Source organism: Apibacter raozihei (assembly GCF_004014855.1).
GTDB lineage: Bacteria > Bacteroidota > Bacteroidia > Flavobacteriales > Weeksellaceae > Apibacter > Apibacter raozihei.
Genome location: NZ_CP034930.1, coordinates 2,311,426 through 2,336,316 on the forward strand (window position 1 = coordinate 2,311,426; position 24,891 = coordinate 2,336,316).

At 31.5% G+C, this 24,891-nt stretch carries 25 protein-coding genes; 16 read left to right on the forward strand and 9 right to left on the reverse strand.

Annotated elements, in window-relative coordinates; genetic code table 11:
- Positions 1-54: 54 nt before the first annotated feature.
- From thiL to EOV51_RS10260, 3 genes are read right to left on the reverse strand one after another with little or no spacing between them, the layout of a single operon-like run.
- Positions 55-1,116, reverse strand: a complete 1,062-nt coding sequence (thiL, locus tag EOV51_RS10250) for a thiamine-phosphate kinase (protein WP_128152436.1) — start codon at positions 1,114-1,116, stop codon at positions 55-57.
- On the reverse strand, positions 1,116-1,628 hold the full coding sequence (locus EOV51_RS10255; protein WP_128152437.1) for an acyl-CoA thioesterase: 513 nt from the start codon (positions 1,626-1,628) through the stop codon (positions 1,116-1,118). The genes thiL and EOV51_RS10255 overlap by 1 nt, the downstream gene beginning before the upstream one ends.
- A gap of 53 nt (positions 1,629-1,681) precedes the next feature.
- Complete coding sequence (locus EOV51_RS10260) at positions 1,682-2,122, reverse strand: hypothetical protein (RefSeq protein WP_128152438.1); 441 nt, start codon at positions 2,120-2,122, stop codon at positions 1,682-1,684.
- A 102-nt stretch (positions 2,123-2,224) separates the two neighbouring features.
- Between EOV51_RS10260 and greA the strand changes: the two genes are divergently transcribed.
- The 4 genes from greA to EOV51_RS10280 all read left to right on the forward strand — a co-directional run bounded on the left by greA (position 2,225) and on the right by EOV51_RS10280 (position 6,915).
- On the forward strand, positions 2,225-2,695 hold the full coding sequence (greA, locus tag EOV51_RS10265) for a transcription elongation factor GreA (RefSeq protein ID WP_128152439.1): 471 nt from the start codon (positions 2,225-2,227) through the stop codon (positions 2,693-2,695).
- 19 nt (positions 2,696-2,714) lie between these two features.
- Entirely contained in the window at positions 2,715-3,104 is a 390-nt protein-coding gene (locus EOV51_RS10270) for an HIT family protein (protein WP_128152440.1), read from the forward strand.
- Between the two features lie 68 nt (positions 3,105-3,172).
- Complete coding sequence (gene clpP, locus EOV51_RS10275) at positions 3,173-3,835, forward strand: ATP-dependent Clp endopeptidase proteolytic subunit ClpP (RefSeq protein WP_128152441.1); 663 nt, start codon at positions 3,173-3,175, stop codon at positions 3,833-3,835.
- A gap of 104 nt (positions 3,836-3,939) precedes the next feature.
- Positions 3,940-6,915, forward strand: a complete 2,976-nt coding sequence (locus EOV51_RS10280; RefSeq protein ID WP_228427618.1) for a DUF5686 family protein — start codon at positions 3,940-3,942, stop codon at positions 6,913-6,915.
- 35 nt (positions 6,916-6,950) lie between these two features.
- Here EOV51_RS10280 and EOV51_RS10285 read toward each other — a convergent pair whose 3' ends face one another.
- Positions 6,951-7,553 carry an NUDIX hydrolase gene (locus EOV51_RS10285; protein WP_128152442.1) on the reverse strand — a complete coding sequence of 201 codons (603 nt, stop codon included), beginning with the start codon at positions 7,551-7,553 and terminating at the stop codon, positions 6,951-6,953.
- Between the two features lie 32 nt (positions 7,554-7,585).
- Between EOV51_RS10285 and EOV51_RS10290 the strand changes: the two genes are divergently transcribed.
- The 7 genes from EOV51_RS10290 (at position 7,586) to EOV51_RS10320 (ending at position 14,545) form a co-directional block, all read left to right on the forward strand.
- Positions 7,586-7,975 (forward strand): SRPBCC family protein, encoded by a 390-nt coding sequence (locus tag EOV51_RS10290; protein WP_128152443.1) that lies wholly within the window; start codon positions 7,586-7,588, stop codon positions 7,973-7,975.
- A gap of 375 nt (positions 7,976-8,350) precedes the next feature.
- Positions 8,351-8,836, forward strand: coding sequence for a tRNA (N6-threonylcarbamoyladenosine(37)-N6)-methyltransferase TrmO (tsaA, locus tag EOV51_RS10295; protein ID WP_128152444.1), 486 nt, complete (start codon positions 8,351-8,353; stop codon positions 8,834-8,836).
- A gap of 70 nt (positions 8,837-8,906) precedes the next feature.
- Positions 8,907-9,857, forward strand: coding sequence for a FecCD family ABC transporter permease (locus tag EOV51_RS10300; RefSeq protein ID WP_262707246.1), 951 nt, complete (start codon positions 8,907-8,909; stop codon positions 9,855-9,857).
- 7 nt (positions 9,858-9,864) lie between these two features.
- Positions 9,865-10,656 carry an ABC transporter ATP-binding protein gene (locus EOV51_RS10305; protein ID WP_228427619.1) on the forward strand — a complete coding sequence of 264 codons (792 nt, stop codon included), beginning with the start codon at positions 9,865-9,867 and terminating at the stop codon, positions 10,654-10,656.
- An 11-nt stretch (positions 10,657-10,667) separates the two neighbouring features.
- Positions 10,668-11,426 carry a uroporphyrinogen-III C-methyltransferase gene (locus tag EOV51_RS10310; RefSeq protein WP_128152446.1) on the forward strand — a complete coding sequence of 253 codons (759 nt, stop codon included), beginning with the start codon at positions 10,668-10,670 and terminating at the stop codon, positions 11,424-11,426.
- 15 nt (positions 11,427-11,441) lie between these two features.
- The gene (locus EOV51_RS10315) at positions 11,442-13,487 is read left to right on the forward strand and encodes a TonB-dependent receptor plug domain-containing protein (RefSeq protein WP_128152447.1); all 2,046 of its coding nucleotides are present in this window, start codon (positions 11,442-11,444) and stop codon (positions 13,485-13,487) included.
- A gap of 2 nt (positions 13,488-13,489) precedes the next feature.
- Positions 13,490-14,545 carry an ABC transporter substrate-binding protein gene (locus EOV51_RS10320; RefSeq protein WP_128152448.1) on the forward strand — a complete coding sequence of 352 codons (1,056 nt, stop codon included), beginning with the start codon at positions 13,490-13,492 and terminating at the stop codon, positions 14,543-14,545.
- An 84-nt stretch (positions 14,546-14,629) separates the two neighbouring features.
- On the opposite strand, the gene EOV51_RS10325 is transcribed toward EOV51_RS10320, so the two are convergent.
- The 4 genes from EOV51_RS10325 to EOV51_RS10340 all read right to left on the reverse strand — a co-directional run bounded on the left by EOV51_RS10325 (position 14,630) and on the right by EOV51_RS10340 (position 19,487).
- The gene (locus EOV51_RS10325) at positions 14,630-16,267 is read right to left on the reverse strand and encodes a S8 family peptidase (protein WP_128152449.1); all 1,638 of its coding nucleotides are present in this window, start codon (positions 16,265-16,267) and stop codon (positions 14,630-14,632) included.
- 21 nt (positions 16,268-16,288) lie between these two features.
- Positions 16,289-16,885 (reverse strand): WbqC family protein, encoded by a 597-nt coding sequence (locus EOV51_RS10330; RefSeq protein ID WP_128152450.1) that lies wholly within the window; start codon positions 16,883-16,885, stop codon positions 16,289-16,291.
- Positions 16,886-16,950: 65 nt separating this feature from the next.
- Positions 16,951-17,433 (reverse strand): thioredoxin family protein, encoded by a 483-nt coding sequence (locus EOV51_RS10335; protein ID WP_128152451.1) that lies wholly within the window; start codon positions 17,431-17,433, stop codon positions 16,951-16,953.
- A gap of 14 nt (positions 17,434-17,447) precedes the next feature.
- Positions 17,448-19,487, reverse strand: a complete 2,040-nt coding sequence (locus tag EOV51_RS10340) for a TonB-dependent receptor plug domain-containing protein (RefSeq protein ID WP_128152452.1) — start codon at positions 19,485-19,487, stop codon at positions 17,448-17,450.
- 102 nt (positions 19,488-19,589) lie between these two features.
- Here EOV51_RS10340 and EOV51_RS10345 point away from each other — a divergent pair, with 102 nt between their 5' ends.
- Together EOV51_RS10345 and EOV51_RS10350 are read left to right on the forward strand one after the other, a co-directional pair.
- On the forward strand, positions 19,590-20,243 hold the full coding sequence (locus tag EOV51_RS10345) for a metal-dependent transcriptional regulator (RefSeq protein WP_128152453.1): 654 nt from the start codon (positions 19,590-19,592) through the stop codon (positions 20,241-20,243).
- A 189-nt stretch (positions 20,244-20,432) separates the two neighbouring features.
- The gene (locus tag EOV51_RS10350; protein WP_128152454.1) at positions 20,433-21,005 is read left to right on the forward strand and encodes a hypothetical protein; all 573 of its coding nucleotides are present in this window, start codon (positions 20,433-20,435) and stop codon (positions 21,003-21,005) included.
- Between the two features lie 22 nt (positions 21,006-21,027).
- Here EOV51_RS10350 and EOV51_RS10355 read toward each other — a convergent pair whose 3' ends face one another.
- Positions 21,028-21,450 (reverse strand): RrF2 family transcriptional regulator, encoded by a 423-nt coding sequence (locus tag EOV51_RS10355; RefSeq protein WP_128152455.1) that lies wholly within the window; start codon positions 21,448-21,450, stop codon positions 21,028-21,030.
- A gap of 199 nt (positions 21,451-21,649) precedes the next feature.
- Between EOV51_RS10355 and EOV51_RS10360 the strand changes: the two genes are divergently transcribed.
- From EOV51_RS10360 to EOV51_RS10370, 3 genes are all read left to right on the forward strand, one after another.
- Complete coding sequence (locus EOV51_RS10360; protein ID WP_128152456.1) at positions 21,650-22,903, forward strand: DUF763 domain-containing protein; 1,254 nt, start codon at positions 21,650-21,652, stop codon at positions 22,901-22,903.
- Between the two features lie 215 nt (positions 22,904-23,118).
- A complete protein-coding gene (locus EOV51_RS10365) occupies positions 23,119-24,180 on the forward strand; it encodes an acyl-CoA dehydrogenase family protein (protein WP_128152457.1) in 1,062 nt (353 codons plus the stop codon).
- 177 nt (positions 24,181-24,357) lie between these two features.
- Positions 24,358-24,882, forward strand: a complete 525-nt coding sequence (locus EOV51_RS10370) for a TetR/AcrR family transcriptional regulator (RefSeq protein WP_164875288.1) — start codon at positions 24,358-24,360, stop codon at positions 24,880-24,882.
- Positions 24,883-24,891: the final 9 nt, after the last annotated feature.

Genomic DNA, 24,891 nt, shown 5'->3' on the forward strand with positions numbered 1-24,891 from the left:
GCAAATATACTAATTTGTTTGGTTATTACAACCTAATTTAAATAAATGCATTAGCTATATTTTATTTTTCTTTTTTAAATAAGCATCCCAACCCTGAGCAGTAAGAGGAATAGATTCAGTATTTCCTTTTGTTATCAGAACATTATTTTTTTCGGTAGTGGCATGGCCAATGATACTGAAATTAGGATTATTTTTGATTTTATCTAAATCATTTATAGATATGGTAAATAAAAGTTCGTAGTCTTCTCCACCGTTTAGAATTCCTGTTACAGGATTAATCCCAAATTCTTCAGCTGTAGTAATGACCTGATTATCCATAGGGACTTTATCTTCGTAAATAGTAAATCCTACATTGCTTTGATCTGATAAATGTAAAATTTCTGATGCTAAACCATCGGAAATGTCTATCATAGATGTAGGAAGTATATTCATTTCTTTTAATAATGTCTTAATATCAGTACGTGCTTCCGGTTTTAGCTGCCGTTCAAGTAAATAAGAATAACCGGCCAAATCAGGCTGCAAGTTAGGGTTCGATTTAAAAGCTGTATTTTCTCTTTCTAATACCTGGAGTCCAAAATAGGCACCTCCTAAATCTCCACTGGCAATAAGCAGATCATTAGCCTTGGCTCCTTTTCTGTAAACAATTTCTGATTCATCAGCGTATCCTATGGAAGTTATGTTAATGACTAAACCTAAGTTAGAAGAGGCTGTGTCCCCACCAACCAAGTCGATACGATATCTTTTGCAAGCAGCCTGAATCCCTGAATAAATTTCTTCTAAGGCCTCTACTGGAAAACGGTTCGAGATTGCTATAGATACCATTATTTGTTCCGGTATAGCATTCATTGCAACAATATCACTGATACCCACTACCACGGATTTATATCCTAAATGTTTTAAAGGGGTATAAGTTAAATTAAAATGAACATTCTCTATCAGTAGGTCCGTTGATATTACAACTTTTTTATTTTTAGCGTCTAAAATAGAGGCATCATCGCCAATAGACTGAGAAGTTGATAAATTAATGTTTTCAAAATTTTCAGTCAAATGTTTAATTAAACCAAATTCTCCGTATTCCGAAATTGGTGTTTTATATAAATTTTTATCGTCTAGCATTAATGTTGGTAATAATTGTTTAGCAAGTAATCTGGGGGTAAATTTACAGGTTTTTCCCGATCTTTTACATCATCAATGGTTATTATTTTAATAGTTTCAGAATCTGCCAGCTTTAATATAATAGATTTTAATTCTTCTGTAGGAGCGCACCTTTTTCGACTGTAAGAATCAATCCAGACTCCTTGTGCCTTAGAAGAAGCATGTATAATTCCTTCCGAATCGTAAATATTGTGAAGACACTCGAATATATTTCCATCTTCGGATGTTGCTGTAAACTCTAAGGAAACATATACGGTTTGATCTACCAAAATTTCTTTAAAAAAAACGAAATTTTCTTTGAGCAAAACTGGAGATAAATTTATTTTATTTAATTGTTGAATTCCAAAACCCTGAGAATTGAAAAATGACATTCTTGTCTGGCTGCAAAAATTCATATAGGTGGAATTTCCCACATGTTGATTGGCGTCTACATCAGACCAGCGTACATTAAATTTTTCAATAAATACTCCCATAGAAAAGGCTTTATAGCAAATTTAATGAAATAAAATAAGATTTAAAAATTATTTTAATAGGCTATATATACAACATTACCAATAAATTGAGAAGGGTAAATTTTAGGAGGACGTTCAGAAACTTCCATAGGTTGTCCTGATGATAATAGCCATTTTGCCCCATCTTCAGGACAGTAAAGATAAATATCGCTACGCACTTCTAATGTGCTGTTATTGGTAGGGCATATATGCGGAGCATTACGATCATAAACTATAAACTCATTTTGATTTTTTCTTACTATAACTAATCCGCGGGTACCAGATAAAGGTCCAGCTCCAATATAAGCCCATCCGCCAATACTGGCGAGATTTTGAAATTGCGGTAAATTAAGATCTACAGTCACGTTGATTGAGGAGCTGGGGAAACAACTAATAGTTTTATTCCCATTTTCGCAACCGGAAAAGCAAGTCATTAATGTGAAAATCAATATATAAGGAAATAATTTTTTAATCATAATAAAAAATGTTAAATTTGCATACGGATAATCCGACCCAATAAGTCGGGTTATTTTTTTATTTTAGAATGTACTAATACAAAATTACAAAAAATAAGTATCATGAGTTATGTAACGAAAGAAGGGCTTGAAAAATTGCGTAAAGAACTTGAACAATTAGAACAAGTAGAAAGACCTAAAGTAACGCAACAAATAGCCGAAGCAAGGGATAAAGGTGATTTGTCTGAAAATGCTGAATATGATGCTGCTAAAGAAGCGCAAGGAATGCTTGAAATGCGTATAGCTAAACTTAAAGATATAATCGCTAATTCAAAAATTATAGATCAGTCTCAACTGGATACCTCAAAAGTATCTATCCTATGCACAGTAAAAATAAAAAATATAGCAAACGGTCAAGAGATGAAATATACACTGGTTCCTGACACGGAAACAGATCTTAAAACAGGTAAAATTTCTGTAAATACGCCTATTGCTAAAGGTCTTTTAGGTAAAGAAGTGGGTGAAAAAGCAGAAATAACGCTTCCAAACGGAAATATAATTAACTTTGAGATATTAGATATATCCTTAGATTAATAAGTAAATTAGTTAAGTTATGGCCAGTATTTTTTCGAAAATTATAGCAGGAGAGATTCCTTGTTATAAAATAGCTGAAGATGATAAACATTTTGCCTTCTTAGATGCCTTTCCGGTTGTAAAAGGACATACTCTTGTAGTGCCTAAAAAAGAAATGGATAAATTGTTTGATATGCCTTTAGATGAATATACTGAACTAATGACATTTTCTTATAAAATATCACAGGCGATAGAAAAAGCAGTTCCTTGTTTGAGAGTAGGATTAGCTGTACAAGGTCTCGAAGTACCTCATGCACACATTCACTTAATGCCTTTGAATTCTCCCAAAGACATGCAGTTTTTTGACAAAATTGAACTTTCTCCGGACGAATTTTCAGATATAGCAGACAAAATCAAATCTTATTTATAAAATCGCTGTTTGGTATAGTTTTAGATTATTTAAACAGCTGACTCAACCAGAAAATTAAAATTACAAAAATGGATTTAGGTAAAGAATTTATAAAATATGCAGTGAAACATGAAGGAATTAATAGTCTCACAGTAGACCAATATGTAGTTTCTTCCATGACACCTTATATAACTGAAGAGCGTAAATTAAATGTGGCACAGATGGATGTTTTTTCCAGATTAATGATGGATCGAATTATCTTTTTGGGTACAGGAATTGATGATCACGTAGCTAATATTGTTACTGCTCAGTTATTATTTTTAGAAAGCACAGATGCATCTAAAGATATACAGATTTATGTAAATTCTCCGGGAGGAGGAGTTTATGCAGGTTTGGGAATATATGATACTATGCAGATCATAAAGCCGGATGTTGCTACCATATGTACGGGAATGGCAGCCTCTATGGGTGCTGTATTACTTACCGCAGGTGCAGCTGGAAAAAGATCCGCTTTAAAACATTCTAGAGTGATGATTCATCAACCTTTAGGAGGGGCTCAAGGTCAGGCATCCGACATGGAAATTACTTTAAAAGAAATTTTAAAGTTAAAAAAAGAACTTTATGATATTTTATCAAATCATTCTGGTCAGCCGTTTGATAAAATTGAAAAAGACTCAGACAGAGATTACTGGATGACTTCAGCCGAAGCAAAAGAATACGGATTAATAGATGAAGTTTTAGACAAACGATAATACGTTGTTTTGCTTTATTTATATAACATAATATTAAACAGAAACTTTCGTTTATTTTTATAATAATCAAACGAAAGTTTTTTGTTTTTTTAAAAATATACTCGATGATAAAAAAAATACTGTTTTTATCTACGCTGTGTTACGGATGTTCATTAATGGCACAGGTAAAAATCACAGGAGTAGTAATTAATTCGGATATTCAGCGTCCGGTATCCGGAGCTGTAATCTCTTTGAAAAATACATCCATTCAAACCATTTCCGATAAAAATGGGAATTTTAAAATTGAATCTCCCTTACCGGTAGATTCTTTAATGGTTAAAATGGGAGATATACCCTTAAGAACAATTGCTATTACAAAAACGGAATATAACGGGTTAATCATTGGACTTTCTTCCGATGAGTTAAAAAATATTCTTACTGCTCCTCAGATTACTGCACCTGCAAAGAATTCCGATACTACTACAGCAAATACACAAACGGAAATTAAATCCATATCTCCAATACTTGCAGATTCATTACAAAGCAGAAATGAAACGAATCCTTTTTTAAAAGATTCCGATTCCATAAAAATGAAAATTTCCGGTAGATTGATTAATGCAGATACGCAACAACCTATACCGGATGCTGAAATTATTTTAGGAAATACTCAAAATTTCGCTTCTTCGGATAAGGAAGGGTATTTTTACGTAGAGTCAGATGAATGGGTGAATTCATTAGGAATCACTACTTCTGATTTTCCTTTGAAGTATGTAGCCCTTGAAAAAGGTGATAATCTTAATATGGAAATTAAATTTTCAGTTAATGATAACAATGAGACACCGAACAACACTTCTGGTAACCAATCTTCCGAACAAACGTTAGGAGTTATAGAAGTGGTTGCTTTTCCAAAAAAGAGAGTACCTAAAAAAGAAAATCCGGCATATAGAATTTTAAATGAGCTTTGGAAAAGAAGAAGAACTAACGGGCTTACAAATTTTAAAAATTATCAATACAAAGAGTACGAAAAAATAGAGTTTGACTTAAACAATGTTGATAGTACTTTTATGAGCAAGAAGATATTTAAAAAGTTAAATATTACTTCTTCGGATATTGATACTTTAGATGTCATTAACGGTAAAACCTATTTGCCAGTTTTTATAAATGAATCTATAACAGATATTGTAGGGCAGAACGTTCCGTCTAAAAAAGAAAAAGAATTTTTATTAGGAAATAAAGCTTCCGGAATTCCTAACAACGACATCATTGCTAATACAGTTAAAAATTTATATAAAGACATAAATATATATGATAATACCTTAAACTTTTTTAACAAAGGTTTTACAAGCCCTGTTGCAACTATAGGATTTTCTGTTTACGATTATTTGTTGGTAGGAGTTAAAGATGTGGAAGGAGTCAGTTGTTATCATATCAAATACAGACCCCGAAGAGATAATGAATTAACTTTTAAAGGAGACTTATACATAACCGAAAATACCTATGCAGTCCGGGAAGTGACTATGCAATCCACATCCGGAATAAATGTAAATTTCGTTAAAGATATTTACATGGAGCTTAGTTATGATAATGTAAACGATTCAATTTTTATACCTCTAAGAAATTATACGGTTTTGGATATGTCTCTGCTATCCAAAAAAGAAGGTACTAAAGGAATGTTTGCCAAGCGTACCATATCGTATGAAAACTATAAATTTGATCAGCCGGAAACGGAGGTTGAATCTTTGATTAACAGGCAATGGGATCCTATATCACAAGGGGCTTATAATAAAAAAGATGATTTTTGGGCAGATAACAGACCTGAGCGTTTAGGTGAAGATGAGATAAAAGCTTATGAATTGGTTGATAAAGTCTCTAAAACTAAATTTTTCCGAAATATTGTCGACGGAGTACAAGTTATATCATCTGGATATATAAATATTGGTAAAGCAGTAGATATAGGTAATTTATATCAGTCTTTTGGGTTCAATACTGTGGAAGGTTTAAGGCTAAGAGCGGGTGCTAGAACTTATTTTACTCCAAATGATATGTGGAGGGTGGAAGGTTATACTGCTTACGGATTTAAAGATCAACAATTCAAATATGGTGCTGAAGCACGATATATGTTTAATAAATTTAATCGGTTCACCGTCGGTTTAGGAACTAAAAGAGATATAACTCAATTAGGTGTTTCCTTAACGGAAGATGAAGGTGTTATGACCCGTTCTTTTGCTTCCTCATCAATCATATCCAGAGGAGATAATGATTTTCTAAGTTCTGTTAATAGAACTAATGCTTTCTTATCAATAGAGCCTTGGAAAAACTTTCAAATCAGGTTGGATGGTTCTTATCAATACATAAAATCAGCAAATCCTGAAAAATTCGATATTGGTTATTATAATAAAAATGGGAACAAAAAAAATGAATTATATGATACCCATCTTACTTTAAGTATTATGGCTAGGCCTGGGGCTAAGTATTCGCGTAACGGTTTAGACAGATATGAGCATACCTCTTTAGCACCCACTATTATTTTAAAGTATGTTAAAGGCTTCAATGGAGTTTTGGATAGTGATTTCAATTACGATAAACTTCAGCTCTTATATTCTCAGCCAATACTTTGGGGTCCTATTGGTAAAACTAATGTAACCTTTGAATTTGGTAAGATATTTAACAAGCTTCCGGTTTCTTTATTAGGAGTTTTACCAGGAAACCAGTCTTACGGAATTATTCCTAATACATTTTCACAATTAGATTACTATGATTTTGTTACGGATATTTACTCAGCATTGCATGTAGAGCATCATTTCAACGGTAGATTTTTCTCTTATATACCCTTGTTAAAAAAATTACAACTTAGAGAAGTAGTATTTTTCCGAGGAGCCTGGGGAGATATCTCTGATGGAGCAAAATCGTTAAATGCTTCCAGTATTGCTTACAGGGCACCTAGCAAAGATATATATTATGAATATGGATTTGGAGTCGAAAATATAGGATTTGGTAACTTACGTATATTTAGAGTTGATTTTAACTGGAGAGGTAATTATTTGGATATGCCTGAAGTAAGTAAATTTGGTGTAAAAGTAGGAATGCAGTTTACATTCTAGATAAAAAAAAGGGAAATTAAATTTCCCTTTTTTTATTATTTTTTATTATTTAATATTTGATTTTGAGTTAGTTCGCGAATATTGCCGTAAGTGTTTTTCATAAGCTTAGGAATTTTATCTTTAGAAAACCAGTTTACTATTTCAATGTTTTCTTCTTTTTGCGGTTTAGGTTTTGCAGTGCCTTTATATTTCATATGGAACCAGTAAACAACTTTTAAATAATATCTTTTATCAAAATACACATGATAGGTAACGGATGCAAACTTACCAAGTTTAAGATCCGATATTGAACATTCTTCCTCTACTTCACGTACAGCAGCATTTTCAAACGATTCTTTCTTCTCAACATGTCCTTTGGGTAAGTCCCATAGACCATTACGTTTAATAAATAAGTAGTTGTTATCTTTATTCCTCACAATACCGCCGGCAGCATAAACCGGTTGCGCAAAATTTTGAAATTTTTCCCAAACTTTATTTTTTTTGGAATGATAAATATGAATATGCTCTTTATCAGTGTTAAAAAGAAGATCAAAAGCCGATTCAAAAGTGGTTTTTGTTTTGTAGTGCAGGTTTACAGCTTCATTAACTTCCTTTTTACCGATAGTGAGAAGCTTGTCATTGACAAAAATTTTGTACATTTGTTAACTGATTTTTTCAAAAATACAAAAAAATGAATATAACCGGAGAAAAAACATTAGTTAATAAATCTGCAGAAGAAGTTTATGCGATTACATCACAGCCCGTAGAATATGAGAAATTTATGCCGGAAAATATCGATAAATTTGAAGCTACTGAAGATGGTTTTGTTTTTGCATTAAAAGGTATGCCGGAAATAGGATTAAAAGTAGAAGAAAGAATTCCTAATTCCAAAGTTGTTTTCACATCAGCTAAAGAATCGCTTAACTTTAATCTTTCCTTGTTTATTCAATCTCTTTCAGAAAATACCTCAGAAATTCAATTTATATTTGAGGGTAAATTTAATATGTTTATTTCTGCTATGGTGGAAAAGCCACTCAAAAATTTTATCAAATCTTTGACTGAAGGAATTTCTAAAATTTAATATATATTTTATCTTAGTATATTTTAAAAGTCTTTTTTATTTATTAAAAAAGACTTTTTTTATATATTTATTAAACGCTAATGTCTTTTAAACCAATTAATTATTGTTTAATAATTAAAAATAGATTCAAATTAAAGATAATCAGATACAAATATCCTGATATATTTATAAATTACTATATTTGAACCCTGAATTTGTTATGAATTCAGAAATTAATGTATAATATTTAAAATAAAGATTATGATCTGGAATAGTCTTTATCTTCATGTATAAATTTAATTAATATTTATTGGTGAATAAATAAAAAAAATGTTTTAGAGCTGAATTAAATTATTAAATTACCGTTATGACAAAAATGTCATATTGATAAAAACTATGAAAAATATCTTATTAGAATCTTTAGGTGTTATAAACACTCCACATAAAAAAATAGAAGGTATGCCAATACAGCCAGCAGGTGCAGTAGGAATACAAGGAACCATTATTGTTGACGAAAAATTTTTAAAAGGCTTAAAGGACTTAGAAGGTTTTTCACACTTTATATTAATATATCTTTTTCATCAAATACAAGAATATGAATTAGAAATAATTCCGTTTATGGATACAGTTGCGAGAGGAGTTTTTGCTACTCGTTCACCTAAGCGCCCCAACAGAATAGGCCTGTCTATAGTCAAAATGATAAAAATTGAAAATAATCGTGTTTATTTTGAAGGGGCTGATATGCTAGATGGAACTCCTTTACTTGATATAAAACCATTTTTTGGAAATTATGACAATCAATTCAACGTAAAAAATGGTTGGCTGGATAAAGTGGGGAAAATTGATATAAGTAAAAAAAAATCTGATAAAAGATTTGAATAATTTAATGACTACCATGAATTTTAAATATAAAAATGTAATTCTGTTGATATTTCTATTACTTTTTTTTGTATTGAGTTTTATATTATCATTTACTATAGGAAGATATCCAATATCAGTTACCGATATACTAACTTATACTTTTACAGGTAAGGCTGAGGATGAAAATTTACCACTGTTGTTGTTTGAGGTACGTTTACCCAGAGTCATAGGAGCTGTAATAGCAGGAGGAGCTTTATCTGTATCAGGAGCAGCATATCAAGGATTATTTAGAAATCCGATGGTAAGTCCGGATATTCTTGGTGTTAGTTCCGGAGCAGGTTTTGGAGCCTCTTTAGCAATTCTTTTATCTTTGAGTGCATGGGCTATACAATTTTCGGCCTTCATTGCAGGATTATTTTCAGTATTACTGGCGGTGTTTTTGAGCCGTTATATTTCCATGTTTAATAATAGAATCTTGATATTGGTTCTTTCAGGTATGATTATAAGCTCAATTTTTGGTTCACTTATTTCATTATTAAAATACATCGCTGATACGGAATATAAGCTACCTGATATAACATTCTGGCTCATGGGAAGTCTTTCCGAAATAACTGTGAAAGAAATAAAAACCATTTTACCTATAGTTTCTATTTCTCTTATCCCATTATTTTTAGTGTCATGGAAGCTTAATATTTTGTCTTTAGGTGAAGAAGAGGCTCAGACACTAGGTATTAATACTTCCCGCTTACGACTAGTAGTCATCTATTGTGCTTCTCTACTTACAGCATCTATTGTTTCTGTTGCAGGTCTAATAGGTTGGATAGGGTTGATCATTCCCCACATGACAAGATTTATTACAGGTCCAAATCACAGAATTCTTCTCCCTGCTTCATTTTTACTGGGAGGAACATTTTTATTATGGATAGATAATTTATCAAGATCTATTTCATCTTTAGAAATTCCTCTGACTATAATAACTTCCTTAATTGGAGCTCCTTTATTTTTTGTGCTTTTAAAATTTTCTTCAAGAAATGCCTGGTAAAATAATTATGGAAACAATTAAAATAGAATTAAGACAGGCTGAATTAGGATATAAAAAATCAGTTGTATTAAAGAATGTTAATGTAGAGTTGTTAACAAATAGCACCGTGTGTTTGTTAGGTAAAAATGGGGCAGGTAAAACAACATTGTTTAAATCAATATTAGGTATTTTGCCTACGCTTTCTGGGAGTATAAATATAAACGGAAAAAATATAGCGCATTGGAACAGAAATAAACTAGCCAGACATATCGCTTATATACCACAAGCTAAAACACTACCATTTCCGTTTTCTGTTTTTGAGGTTGTACTATTTGGGCGAACTGCTTATCTATCACAGTTTTCATCTCCATCCAAAAAAGATAAAATTATTGCAGATGCATGTTTAGAGCAACTAAATATTATGTGTCTAAAAAACAGAATATTTACCCATTTAAGTGGAGGGGAGCAGCAAATGGTTATTATTGCCAGAGCCTTAGCACAACAACCTTCATTTCTGATAATGGATGAGCCAACCTCAAGTCTGGATTTTGGAAATCAAATAAAAATTATTCAGGAAGTCAATAATCTTAGAAACGAAAAAATGGGAATTTTTATGGCTACGCACAATCCTGATCATGCTTTTATGTGTGATGCCGATGTGCTGGTTGTTCATGAGGGTACCTTATGGAAACAAGGGTATTGTAATGATATACTTACAAATGAAACATTAAAACAAATTTATGGAGTAGACATAGATGTTATAGATCTCAAGCACAATGATAAAGAAAGAAAAATCTGTATTCCAGCATATAAATCATGAAATTATAAACAATGAAAAAAGAAAAAGAAACATTACACAAGGTTAACATAGTAGGAATAGGTCCCGGACATCCGGATTTATTAACCATCCAGGCAACACAAATTCTGGAACAGACTGATGTTATTTTATATGATTGCTTAGCAAATCAATGTATTTTAGAAGACCAAAGATTTCAAGCAAAAATTGAATTTGTTGAAAAAGACATGACTTTTCAAAAAATGATTGATATAATGGAAAATTATTATTTGGAAGGAAAAAAGGTAGCCAGATTACGTTCCGGAGATTCAATGATGTTTAACAGCGGTGGAATCGAATCGAAAATTTTGAAAGAAAGAAAAATACCTTTTGATGTCATACCAGGGATTACTGCAGCTGGTGCAGCCTCATCAGTTTTTTCAATTCCGACAACAGAATTGAATGAAAGCGATGCATTAGTACATTTCATTTCGCATGATACTCCTGAAAATTTTGCACAAATAAGAGATTTAACCGTGCTTTTCAAATACGGTACTACTATAGCTTTATATATGGCTAATCAAAATTTGACTCGTATACTTAATATTATGAAAGAAGAAAATGTAGATCAGAATCTTCCGGTGGTTGTCGTGTCAAGAGTCAGTATGCCAGAAGAAACAGCTATTTATACCCATCTATCTGAACTTTTGGGAACTTTAGAAACTAACCAGTTACGATCGCCGATGGTCTTTTTCATAGGAAAACATGTCAAAATATTGAATGATAAGCTAAACATAATTCAAAATAAAAACTAACATAAAATTATAAATGTGAAAAATAAAATATCAGCCTTAATATTTTGTGCAGGAACAACGTTTATATGGGCACAAAATCATACTTCAGATTCCTTATCAAAAGTTTTTGAATTGGGAGAAATTAATGTAATTGAAAAAGGAACTAAGCGCATATTAACCAATCAGGTAGATGAAAAACAACTCCGTGAGTTTGATAGAAACACTTTGACTGATGCTGTCAATTTGTTACCCGGAGTTACCATTTCTGAGTTTGGTGCAAGAGGAGAAGGAAACCTGAGTCTTCGTGGTTTTTCAATGCTTCAGACACCTATCTTTTATGATGGAATACCTATTTATGTTCCTTATGATGGAAATGTAGATATCAATAGATTCACTACTTTTGATATAGCAAAAATATCTGTTTCTAAAGGATTTACATCAGTTCTTTACGGGCCCAATACTATGGGAGGGGCAATAAATATAATATCAAGAAAACCCATAAAACCATTAGAAATATCAGGTATTTCCGGAATTAAATTCAGCAAAGAAGGCCTCAATAATTATAGTACTTCTCTAAATATAGGATCCAGAATAAATAAATTTTATTTTCTGGGAAATGTTTCACACATAAAAAATAATTTCAACTCGTTATCAGAAAAATTTAAACCCGGTACTAATGAAGGTGTAGGTAAAAGAAACCATTCTGAATATAGAGACTGGAAACTAAGTGGTAAAGTTGGATATATGCCCAATAAAACTGATGAATATTCATTAAACTTTATAATACAGGAGGCACAAAAGGATATAGCTCCTCCAGTTGAAGGAAGTATGTACAGGGATTATCCTCAATATAACAAATACAGTATTTATTATCGTTCAAACACGTATTTAGGAGCCCAAACCTCTTTAAGTTTAACTGGTTTTTATGATAACTATTATAATAAAATGAATCAATACGATAATAATGAATATTTTCTGCAAAATACCAAAAAAGCATTTCGCAGTATATATGATGATTATTCGTTGGGTGGCTCAATTAATTTATCTACTGAATATTTTAAAAATAATATTTTAAAATTATCTTTTCACGAAAAGTTTGATTCACATAAAGAACATAATGCCACAATACCTCAAAATTTAGCTACCGGACAAAAAGAAATAGTGGGGGAGCCAATTCAGAAATATTTGGACAATACTTTATCAGTTGGAATTGAAGATGTATTTAATTTAAATAAATACTTTACTATTATAGCTGGTGCAAGTTATAACTATAGAAATAATATAAAAGCTCAGGATTATGGAACACATTATGAAACCGGAGAAAAAAATATTTTATTTGATTTTCCTAAAGGTTCAGACAATGCTTTCAATTATCAGCTGGGAACAATATATAAACCCGCAGAACATCATGAAATATCATTATCAGCATCTCGAAAATCCAGATTTGCCTCTCAAAAAGAAAGATATTCCAGTCGTTTTGGCTCGCAAATTCCTAATCCTGATTTGAGTTCCGAATACAGTTGGATATTTGATTTTAATTATAAAGGACAAGTATCTTCAGCTTTACAATATGAACTTTCTTTTTATAGAAACAATGTAAGCAATGCTATTTATCAGATTACTGTAGGAAAACAGGAAGATGGAAATCCAATATATCAAAATAGAAATCAGGGAAAAGCAGTTTTCCAGGGATTAGAATTGTCATTCAATTACCGTCCCATAAAAAATATAAACGTTGGTGCTAACTATAGCTTTATTGAACTTAAAAATAAGAAGGATAAATCTTTAGAATATACAAACATTCCCAAGCATAAACTTATTGTTTTCGGAAAGTATAATTTAACAAACTGGGATGCATATTTGCATCTCGATATGGAGATTAACAGCAACAGATATATAACGAGTGTTGGAGAGACGATTTCAGGTTTTACTTTGGTCAATGTTAAGGTACATTCTAAAATTTGGAAAGGTTTCAGTGGTGAAATCGGATCTAAAAATTTGTTAGATAAAAATTATTATTTATCTAAAAATTATCCACGGGAAGGACGTACATTTTTTACATCATTGCTTTATAATTTTTAAGTATGAAATCTAAATTTGGTATTTACGTTGTTATTTTTTTTCTTTTATCGCTTATAAGTTGTAAAAAAGATAAAGTTTATTCTGAAAAAATAACAAGAACAATAACCGATATGGCGGGTCGTAAAGTAGAAATACCTGTCAACGTACAATCTGCTTTTATTGACAGGCATTCTGTAATGTTAGTCTATTCTTTTGACACACTGTTGCCTGTTAATCGAGTCTTTAACTATAATGATTCTGAAAAAAAATATTTAACCCAAGGTTTTTATGTAAATAAACCTTTGGTTATTAATGAAAATGCAGAAGAAATTATTAGGTTACAGCCAGATATTATCTTGTTTTCAAAAGCGTTAACAGAAGAAAATAAAAAAAAAGCAGACCAACTTCAGAAAAAAGTAAATATACCTGTGGTGTTGTTGGATAACGACTTTCATAATTATAAATCTACCTTGTCTTTTTTAGGAAATGTTTTAAATAAGAAAGAAAAATCAGAGAAATTAAATAATTTTATCCGAACTTACGTAGATTCCATTCCTATAAAAGCAAAACAAATTCCGGAAAATAAAAGAAAAAAAGTTTACTATGCTGAGGGGAATAAAGGTTTAAAAACCGATCCATCCGGCTCACTTCACAGTTTGCTAATTGATTTGGTGGGAGGTATTAATGTTGCTCAGGTAGATATTTTACCGGGAAAGGGGATGACAGGAGTTTCAATTGAACAAATATACTTATGGAATCCAGACATAGTCTTAGTATGGTCCGGGAACTATGATTCCAAAGATTCTTATATGCATATTCGGCATGATAAGTTATGGAAAGATTTAAAATCTGTAAAAGAAAACAAAGTATATCAGGTTCCGTGGAAACCTTTTGGCTGGATAGACAGACCTCCGGGAATCAACCGACTCATTGGGATAATATGGCTTTCACAAACATTGTATCCTGAAGTATATACCCAAAATCTAAATAAAATAACACAGGAGTATTTTAAGGAATTTTATCATTACAATCTTAATGAAGAAGAAGCGGCGGAACTAATTAATCCACAGCCAAACTAAAAGTTTAATGATTATGATTTATAAAAAAAGAGGCTTTTTATAAGCCTCTTTTTTTGTATTAAATATGATAATAATTTACTTTAATTATTTTCCAGCTTTGGAAGGATAATTTTCATACGCATATTTTACAGCTTTGTAAACATCTACAACACCTCCTGTTACGGAAAGTTTATCAAATGTAGTATCAACATCTTCGTTTAATAAAAGAGGTACATTTGATTTGTTTGCTGTTTTCAATAATATGTCTTTTACTTCTGCAGCTGTTAGGCTAGGGAAATAAGCCCATAGTAATGCAGCACATCCTGCAACTACCGGAGAAGCCATACTGGTTCCCTGTAAAAATTTATAGCCGCTTTTTGTTACTGTAGAATAAATCTCAAGTCCCGGGGCAAATATATCTACCCTTTGTCCGTAATTAGAAAAAGAAGCTTTTAAATTATCGTTGTATCGGGTACTAGCACCAACAGTTATCCAATTATTTACAAAAGAAGTATTTTCACCATCTTTGAAATTGGTAGGATAATTAAAAGTTATATCTACATTTTTATTATCGTTACCCGCAGCGTGTACCATTAATACATCTTTCTTTTCTGCATATTTCATTGCTTCCCAAACTCTTTCTTTGTCAGGGGAAAATCCTTTTCCGAAGCTCATGTTAATAACTTTTGCTCCATTATCTACAGCATAGTAAATTGCATTAGCAATATCTTTATCTCTTTCATCTCCATCAGGAACAGCTCTAACTACTAATATTTTAGCAACATCCCCAGCAATTCCATCCATTCCTATATTGTTGTTTCTTTCGGCAGCAATAATTCCTGAAACGTGTGTACCATGTAAAGCATCCGGACCTTCAACTTCATTATTTCCATAATTTTTCTGTTTTAAATCAGAATAATTATCTCCGATAATTGCACGTGGATCATAGTCTTTATTAAGCATATATTTTAATTGATCCCCATAATATTTTGCTTGTTCTTTAAATTGCTCAAGAGCAATTTTCTCAAACTCGTCAACAGTTTTGCCACTTACGCTACTATCGGAAGCCAGCATCATGACATAGCTTTTTAGATTAGGGTTAGCCAATTTTTGAGCATTTTCAACTGTAATCGTATTATTACCTAAAGCATCGCGAAGTGTGCTAACAACCTGAGATATCTGCTCCTGATTAGAAGAAATATTATCCATTCCTTTTTGAGCTTCTTTTAATTTTACGTCGTAAACCAATTTTGCTCTCAGGTATTCCTGATATTCTTTTGGATATTTTTTTATGTTAGCTTCGTTGGTACTTTTATTTGCACTTTCGAACATTTTTTCATATTTAGCAACTACACGGGTAGCTTCCATAGTATCGTGATCTACATCTTTACCATCTTTACCACCAATAAAATCCCATCCATGAATGTCATCTATATACCCGTTTCCATCATCATCCTTTTTATTATTAGGCTTCTCTTTGGGATTAACCCATATATTTTTTTTCAAATCCGGATGATCTATTTGTACTCCGCTGTCAATAACACCAACCACAATAGAGGAGGGCTTTATACCTTTGGATTTTAAAAATTCAATAGCATCATTGGTACCCACTCCGTAAACTCCGGTCTTTTCGTAATTTTGATGATACCAATTTTTTAAAGTTAAAGAATCTGTTGCCTGAGCAGACAGGCTGTTTACAAATAAGCCAAATGCTAATGCAATGCTAAATACTACTTTTTTCATTAATTATATGTTTTAGTATTTTTAAATGTTTGAAATATAAGTATCACATTTCGGGCCAACGTTACAAACCAAATCTAAAATAGATAAATCATTCATAAATTCAAATCGATCGGAAAAAACCTGAATATAGGGTTGGTTTTGAAATGTACTCTCTTTTTTTGCATTAAAGGTTTCCCGTGCGTCTTTGCCTTCAAAAAATTCATTGTACTCCAAAGTAAAGTCATAATCTAAGTTTAGCTTTACTTTATCATTGATCCATTGAAACGTTTTTAAATTAAAATCTATTAGATAGGTTTCTTTTTTATCAAATATTTCTTTAAGGCTGTCCTGATAATATTCAAAATACGGTGAACTTTGGTAGGAGGATTTTATAGATTTCCAGTGTAGATTCATCCAATTGGAAGCATATGATATTTTTATATCCTTAAATATTCTGGCTCCTGTATGTTCGGTAGGGATGATAAGCGGAAGTTTACCATTAGCACCCTGTATTATACAACGGTTTCTATAGGTTTGCTTAGGGAAATTTTCCCATTTTTCCAATAATAATTTATCAGATTGTAAAGCCAATGCAAAATACGAAACCGGAGCAAAGTAAAAAATAGGTAATACAGTCATAAATTCGTTATAAGTCAACAAATTTAATACAATTTGAAATATTGATTGTTGAAGAGTCCTCTTTTTTAATGAACAGGTGTAAATGTTGATTGCAAAAGAAATAATAGCTCATCAGATTTTAATAAACCATTATATTTAAAGATTAATTCATAATCAGGTGCAAAAAATAACCAACAGGGAAATGAAACAGTCTCATTTGCCGGAGTGTAATATTCCGCAAGCTCATGAATTCGGTTATTATTTTTAAATAAACGATGATTGAATGTTATTGGCTCTTTTGAGTCAGCATTTACGTTTAAAAAATAGTAGTTTTCTGACAGAATCTTTTTTAATTCATTGTTTTTCAGCAGTTGTTTCTCCTGTATTGAACAATAGGCGCAATTATCTGTATGTATATAAATGATTATAGGCTTAGATTCCTTAGTTACTAAGGAATCTAAGCTTTTAAAATTTATCTGGGCAAACATTACAGAAGAAAAGTTCAAAAGCATTATCATTATACAACCAATAATTGTAATTCTTTTTTTCAGAAAGTTAAATTTGCCCATAGTAAGTGTCTTAATTAAAATAAATTATATCTTATACCTGCAAAACCACGGATACCTTGCAAAGAAGCATAATTATAAGCAGTATCAAAGGTATATCCGTGCGGATTGGTTACGGGGTTGTCAGCATCCTTATTAAAAGGATCAAAGGGTCTCATTAGAGGATCTTTAGGAATAAAATTAAAAATATTTTTTAATCCTCCGTAAACTTCAATGCCGTTATGAAATTTTTTAGTCAGCTGAATATTGGCGATACAGAACCAGGGAGAGTATTCTCTTCTATAATCATCGGGTTGTATAGGAAGTCTCATAGGACCGTTCCAGTTTCCGGTAAAATCTAAAGTCAGGCTTTTAGGAAAATTATAGGAAATTATAAAATTGCCAGACCATTTGGGAGCGTGAAGTTGCTGTATTTTTGTTTTACTACCATCTTCGTCATTTTCTTTAATATAAACATCCATAAAAGTTACACCTGCCATAATTTTTAAAGGAAAGGTAAAACTCCAGTCAGTGTTTAACGAAATACCTCTGGAAACGGCGTGACCATCTAAGTTATCGTAAATGATTTTTGTAGGATCCGTATCAAAATCACCTACAATTTTATTTGTAAAGTAGGAATAAAAACCTGTGACATCCAAATTAACGTTAAAATTTTCGTTGGGTATTTTAAGAACATAATTTAAATTTCCATTATACGATTTTTCCGGTTTCAAAGAATTTTCAATAACAACTTCTCTTGCACCGGTAAGAGCTGCATGATCTTCAGTAAATATGTTAACTACACGAAATCCAGTTCCAAAGCTGGCTCTTAAGGTATTGTTTTTATTAGGTGAAATTTTGTAGGCAACCCTAGGTGAGTGAATATTTCCGTGGTTTTTGTCATGATCGTATCTGTAACCTACTAACAAAGTATTTTTTGTATTAATGTTCCATTCATCCTGAATGAATATTCCCGGCAATGGAGTTTTGGCCGGAGCGTTATGTAATCCGTCTGCTGATAAAGTTGCCGGAGTGTTATCATCATAGTAAGTATAACGAAATCCTCCACCCAATAGAAGGTTATGATTTTTTAAGGATTTGTCCCAGTAAATTTGTCCAAAAGCAACTTGTTGAGTAGCCATGTAAGGAGTATCCCCATACCATGAATTTTGATCATGCCAGTTGTAAGAAAATTGTGTATATATTTTTTCGGTAAACGGGAGCTGATAATTTCCTATTATTTCAATTCTTTTAGTATAAATACTTTCACCGTATACTTCATCACTTCCCCTGTATTTTTTACTCCAGTTCATCTGTCCTCCCCATCGATCTTCGTTGATCCATCGTATACCAATACTGGCATTACGATTTTCTTTCCTTTTCAGATTCCACTTATTAAAAACAGAAATCCGGTTTTGCAAAGTAACGTCTGTAAATCCATCATGATTATTGTCAATAGGATTATTATATAAAAAGTAATTAATTCCCAATAATCCGGACAAATTTTCAGAAGGTTTTAATCTGAGTCCAATATCTGCACTTAATTCACCCCAGCTGGTTCCGAAGACATCTGCGCTTACTAATGGCGCTTTTGCCGGATTTTTTGTAATTACATTAATGATTCCCCCCATTGCTTCAGAACCATATAAGGAGGAAGCTGGACCTTTAACGACCTCAATGCGATCAATTAAACTATTTGGAATTCCGCTTAATCCGTATACAGTTGATAAACCGCTGACTATAGGCATGCCGTCAATCAAAATCATGGTATAAGGGCCTTCCATTCCATTAATATGAATATCCCCGGTATTACATACATTACAATTAATTTGAGGTCGTACTCCGTTTATCATACCCACAGCATCAAATAAGCTGGGAGTAGGATTTTTTTTAAATAATTTTGAGGTTATAATTTCAACCGGAATAGGGCTGTCCGATCTTCTCACTTCTCTCATGGTTCCAGTCACAACAATGTCGTCAATATTTTTTTCATTTTCTGAAGATATTGAATCTGAAATAATTTGAGAGGGTAAAATATTAACCACAAGCATGGATAATAAAATAAATTTTATTTTCATAAGATGTTGTTTAGTTTTGCAAAATTATAAAATTAGAAGATTCTAACAAATTTATTTTGTAATATGAATTTTTCTTTTTGGATTTAATTTTTATATTTGTGTATGTACTCGTATATAGAAGAAAATTATTTAAAGGCTTTGTACAGTATTGCTGATGACAACGGTGAAGTATCTACGCTTGCTTTAAGTCAGTATTTAAATATTAAAATGCCTACCGTAAATAGTATGATGAAAAAATTTTCTGAGAAAGGATTAGTTCATCATCAAAGTTATAAACCTTTGAGACTTACTGATAAGGGAAAAAAACAAGCGGCATTAATACTTAGAAAACACCGGCTGACTGAAATGTATCTGGTCGAAAGAATGGGGTTTAGCTGGGAAGAAGTTCATGAAATTGCAGAACAAATAGAACATATTCATTCAGAAATTTTTTTTAATAAAATGGATGAGTTGCTCGATTATCCTAAATATGATCCGCATGGTTCCCCAATACCAGATAAAGAAGGAAATATTGAATGGCTTAATTACCAAAGATTAAGCGAATGTAAAGAAGGACAGAAAGTAATACTTTCAGCTGTGGTTAATGGGTCTAAAGATTTTTTAAAATATCTTAATTCTAAAGATTTAAGTCTGGGTATGCTGCTTACAGTACTTTCAGTTGAACCGTTTGATGGTAGTGTTACCATAAAAATCGATAATTCTGAAAGAACAGAGGTGTTTAGTAGTCTGGTTGCTGACAAATTATTAGTGAAATAAAAAGATTTCTTTTAAAAGATAAGATTTTTATATAATTTCTGATTTATATGCAAAAGTTAAACTCATAGATAACTTACTATAATCACATATTTTTTTTATAATTTATGTAATAAATTTGATTAGTATTTATTATATTTATAATCTTAATATAAATATGATACTATTGATATGAAAAAAATGCCATTTTTTATGATCTTACTTTTGGTCAATCAGATTCATTCTTATGCGCAGGAAAAAGCAGTTGATCTTGTTAACTTTAATCTTAGCGTCATAGGTGTAGGTATTCAATATGAAAAAGCCTTGACTGAAAAGATAACTGCTTTAGGAACGATTGATTATTCAGGTGGTTTTGGTTATAATTATAACGGTTACGATGAAGGATTTGACTACATGTTAACTACCAGATTATCCTTGGAAGGACGTTATTATTATAATTTTGAATCCAGAGCTTCAAAAGGAAAAAATACAGCTAATAATTCAGGTAATTATTTATCACTGAAATTGACGATTTTGCCTGATTGGCTAACCAGTTCTTCTAACAATTGGAAAATTAATCCTCAAGGTTCATTGTCATTTAATTACGGACTTAAGAGATCTTTTGCTAAAAACTTTTTTTATGAGCTCTATGCAGGACCTGGAGTTTCTATGTATTCTGAATCTAATTATAAATATAACTTTGCATTAGATAGATTTGAGAAAAAAAAGGAGACTAAAATTGGAGCTATGCTGGACTATGGGTTCAGAATAGGATACAATTTTTAGATTTTAAACAATAAAAAATTGCTTACTGTAGATTTATTGTTTTTAAGGTATCTTTTAAATACAATAAATCTACATTGAGAATATTGTCTCGTATATCTGATTTAATTTTATAATATTTATGATGCAATGGGCACGGGTTTTCACTGGAACAATCTCTTAAGCCTAAAATACATTTTTTAACAGCCTTTTCTCCATCTATAGAAACAACAATATCGCATATTTTTATTTTTTCAGGTGCTCGGCCTAACGTAAAACCTCCGTTTTTTCCTTTCATAGACATTAGTAAATCCACTTTAGTCAATTGCTGAAGTATTTTTGCAGTAAATGGTTCCGGAGAATCTAATGCCTGGCTTATTTCTCCTACCTGGCACAAATGATCTCTTGAGCTATTTTTACTGAGATATATCATAATCTTTATTGCGTATTCGCTAGTTTTTGTGAACATGTGAATGGTAATAATCAATCCGATTTCAAATATAAAACATAAAAAGATAAATAGGTCTTTTTATTAAATAAATTATATCATGTTATTAAAAATTATTTTAATTAATTCATTACTAATTGATTAATTGAAAATTGTTTACTGAAAAATTATTACAGATAAATAACTAAGTAATTTTAAATCATTTACGTAAATTTACACTATGAAGAGAGGATATGCAGATTTACCATTGCATTACGGTACTGTTCCGGCATGGTTAGCTCAAAGAATGTGCTTGTTAGGCGGAGCAATTACTGAAGCAATAGTGCAGGAGTACGGAAAAAAAGTCTTTCTTCAAAAATTAAGTGATCCCTTTTGGTTTCAATCTCTGGGATGTGTTTTAGGAATGGACTGGCATTCATCAGGAATTACTACTTCCGTAATGAATGCTTTAAAAAAATCTATCAATCAGCGTTCTTCGGAATTAGGTATTTATATCTGTGGAGGTAGAGGGAAATCTTCCAGAAAAACTCCTGATGAGTTGATGGATGTTGCTTATAAAACAGGGTTAAATGGCAGTGAGCTCGTTACCCATAGTAAGTTGGCAGCTAAAGTAGATAATACCGCCGTGCAAGATGGATTCCAGTTGTATCTGCATTCTTTTGTAGTTACTTCTGAAGGCGATTGGTCTATTATACAGCAAGGAATGAATCCTGACGAAAAAATGGCTAGAAGATATCACTGGCTTTCGTCTAATATAAAATCTTTTACAGAAACACCTCATTCTTTTATATATGGAAAAAATCAGGGGCAGATCTTAAATTTGACTGATCAAAATGCTAAACAGACTAAAGAAGGAATACTGAGTTTAACTCGTGAAAATCCGGATAAATTGATGAAGGAAATTTCTTTACTTATGCCTGAACATCATGAAGTGCTTCAAAAGGATGTAAATCTAAAACGTTTGGGAGCTGCTTTAGTACTTGCTCATGAAACAGATATCTCTTCAATTGAATCACTTTTACTTTTGAAAGGCGTAGGACCCAGAACACTTCAGTCTTTAACTTTGGTAAGTGAAGTTATTCATGGTACTCCTTCCAGATTTTCCGATCCTGCTCGTTTTTCTTTTGCTCATGGAGGTAAAGACGGTCATCCTTTTCCCGTTCCAACGAATATTTATGATGAAACTATTGAAATATTCGATATAGCGTTGCACAAATCTCGTTTAGGAGAAAAACATAAATCGGAGGCTTTAAAAAACCTTTCAAAGGTTTCTCAGCAAATGGAAAACAACTTTATTCCAGATTATCAGTTAAAAGATTGGATACATAAAGAAAGAAAAGATTCATGGAAATATGGAGGGAAAACAGTTTTAGGTGATGCAGTCAAGAATACTGATAATTCAAAAATAATTACCCAAACAAGGTTTAATCCAAAGTCAAAAAAAATAGATAAGGATCAGCTGAGTTTATTTTAAATAATCTTTGAATACCTTTATAGTTGTGTATTAAATAAAAATGTTAACTTTGATAGAAACCATGGGGTGCTTTAACTTAAAAGTTGCAGGCTGAGATTATACCCAACAAAAGTATTTCTTTTGTGCACTTATCAGATAATGCTGATAAAGGATTTTATCTAACTGTATAGTTTCCCTTTGTTTTATTAATTGTTGAATTTTAAACATACTAAATTATGGGAATTTTATCTGCAGAAGTACTGGGAAAACTTAAAGAAGAAGCTGTAAATGCTGAAAAAATAAGAAAATTGACGGATAGTCAATTAGAAATTATTTATTCTCAGAATTTGTTTAATTTGTTTGTGCCTAAGTATTTAGGTGGTTTAGAATTAAATTTGTTAGAAGGTCTGCAATTACAGGAAGTAATAGCAAAGTTAGATGGAAGTTTAGGCTGGACAGTGACTTTGTGTAGCGGTGCAAATGCTTTTGTAGGATATTTATCCGGTAAACTGGCAGAAAATATATTTAAGGATCCTAAAGTTTGTTTCGGAGGCAGTGGAAAAATAGGGGGTGTAGCTGAAGAGAGTCAGGACGGATATTTAATTAACGGAAAATGGAGTTATGTAACAGGAATACCCCACGTAAACGTTTTTACAGCCAATTGTCAAATTAAAAAAAATGGAAAGATGCTTACCTGCGATAAGGGTACACCGATTTACAAATCTTTTATTTTTTTTCCGGAAGAAGTAAAAATTATTGAAGATTGGAACACTATAGGTTTAATAGCTACAGCCAGTCATTCGTATACAGTGGAAAATTTATTCGTTAAAAAAGAACGATCTTTTTTGATAAAAGCTGAATGTCGTTCCATCGATCTTTTAATTTACAAATATCCCTTTTTAACTTTTGCAGAGCTGACTCTCGCTGTTAATCATCTGGGAATGCAAAAACATTTTTTTGATTTAGTTGAAACTATTTTCAACTCTATTCAGGAACCATTACATAAAGAATTCAGAACTCAATTTTTAAAAAATGCAAATCATAACTTTCAGGAGAGAAGAGCGTTATTTTATAAATATGTTGAAGACTCGTGGAATGAATTAGAGAAAACCGAAAATGTATCGCACGAGCTGCTTAGTAAAATAAGTATTATATGCAGAGAAATTGTAAAAGAAGGAAGAGAAACGGCTTTGCAACTATATCCATACCTCGGAATTTTAGCTTCTAATCCAATTACAGAAATCAACAGAATACTAAGGGATATTCTGACTGCCAGTCAGCATAGTTTGCTTTTGTAAACTATTTTTTACTTCAGATTGCGTAAAATTATTCAATAATAAACGATGGATAGTAATAATTTTTTAAATAGTTTAGACATAATTTATTAAGAATAAATTATATAAAATGAATGAAAAATAACAATTAAGATATATAATTTGTACATTTACATACCATACTAAATGGTATGTAAATGTATGAAGAAAAAAAATAAAACAGATTGGTTACTAGAAGGGTTAAAAGTTTTAGAGGAAAAAGGGTTTAACAAATTAAGCATTGAGGAACTTTGTGTACGATTAAATCTCACTAAAGGTTCATTTTATCACCATTTTAAAAATATAGAAAATTACGTAGAATCTTTAATGATATACTGGAAAGAAGAAAATACTTTACCTTTTATAAATAAAGTAAATACTAAAGATAATTTTTTAGATAAATATTATTATTTAAAAGAATTAGTAGCAAATGCATCACATAAAAAAGAGCAGGTAATTCGAGGTTGGAGTTATTCAAATCCGATAGTAAAATTTTATTTGCAGCAAGTAGACAGTTTCAGATTATCATTTCTAAAAGAATTGAGACAAATTAAAGGAGAATCAAAAGAAAATACCGATCATGCAGCCATGTTGGAATATGCAACTCTTATAGGTATTCAGCAGTTATTTCCAGATATAACAAAGGAAGAGTTACAGCAATTACAAAAATTCTATGATAAAATATAACATTAAGCT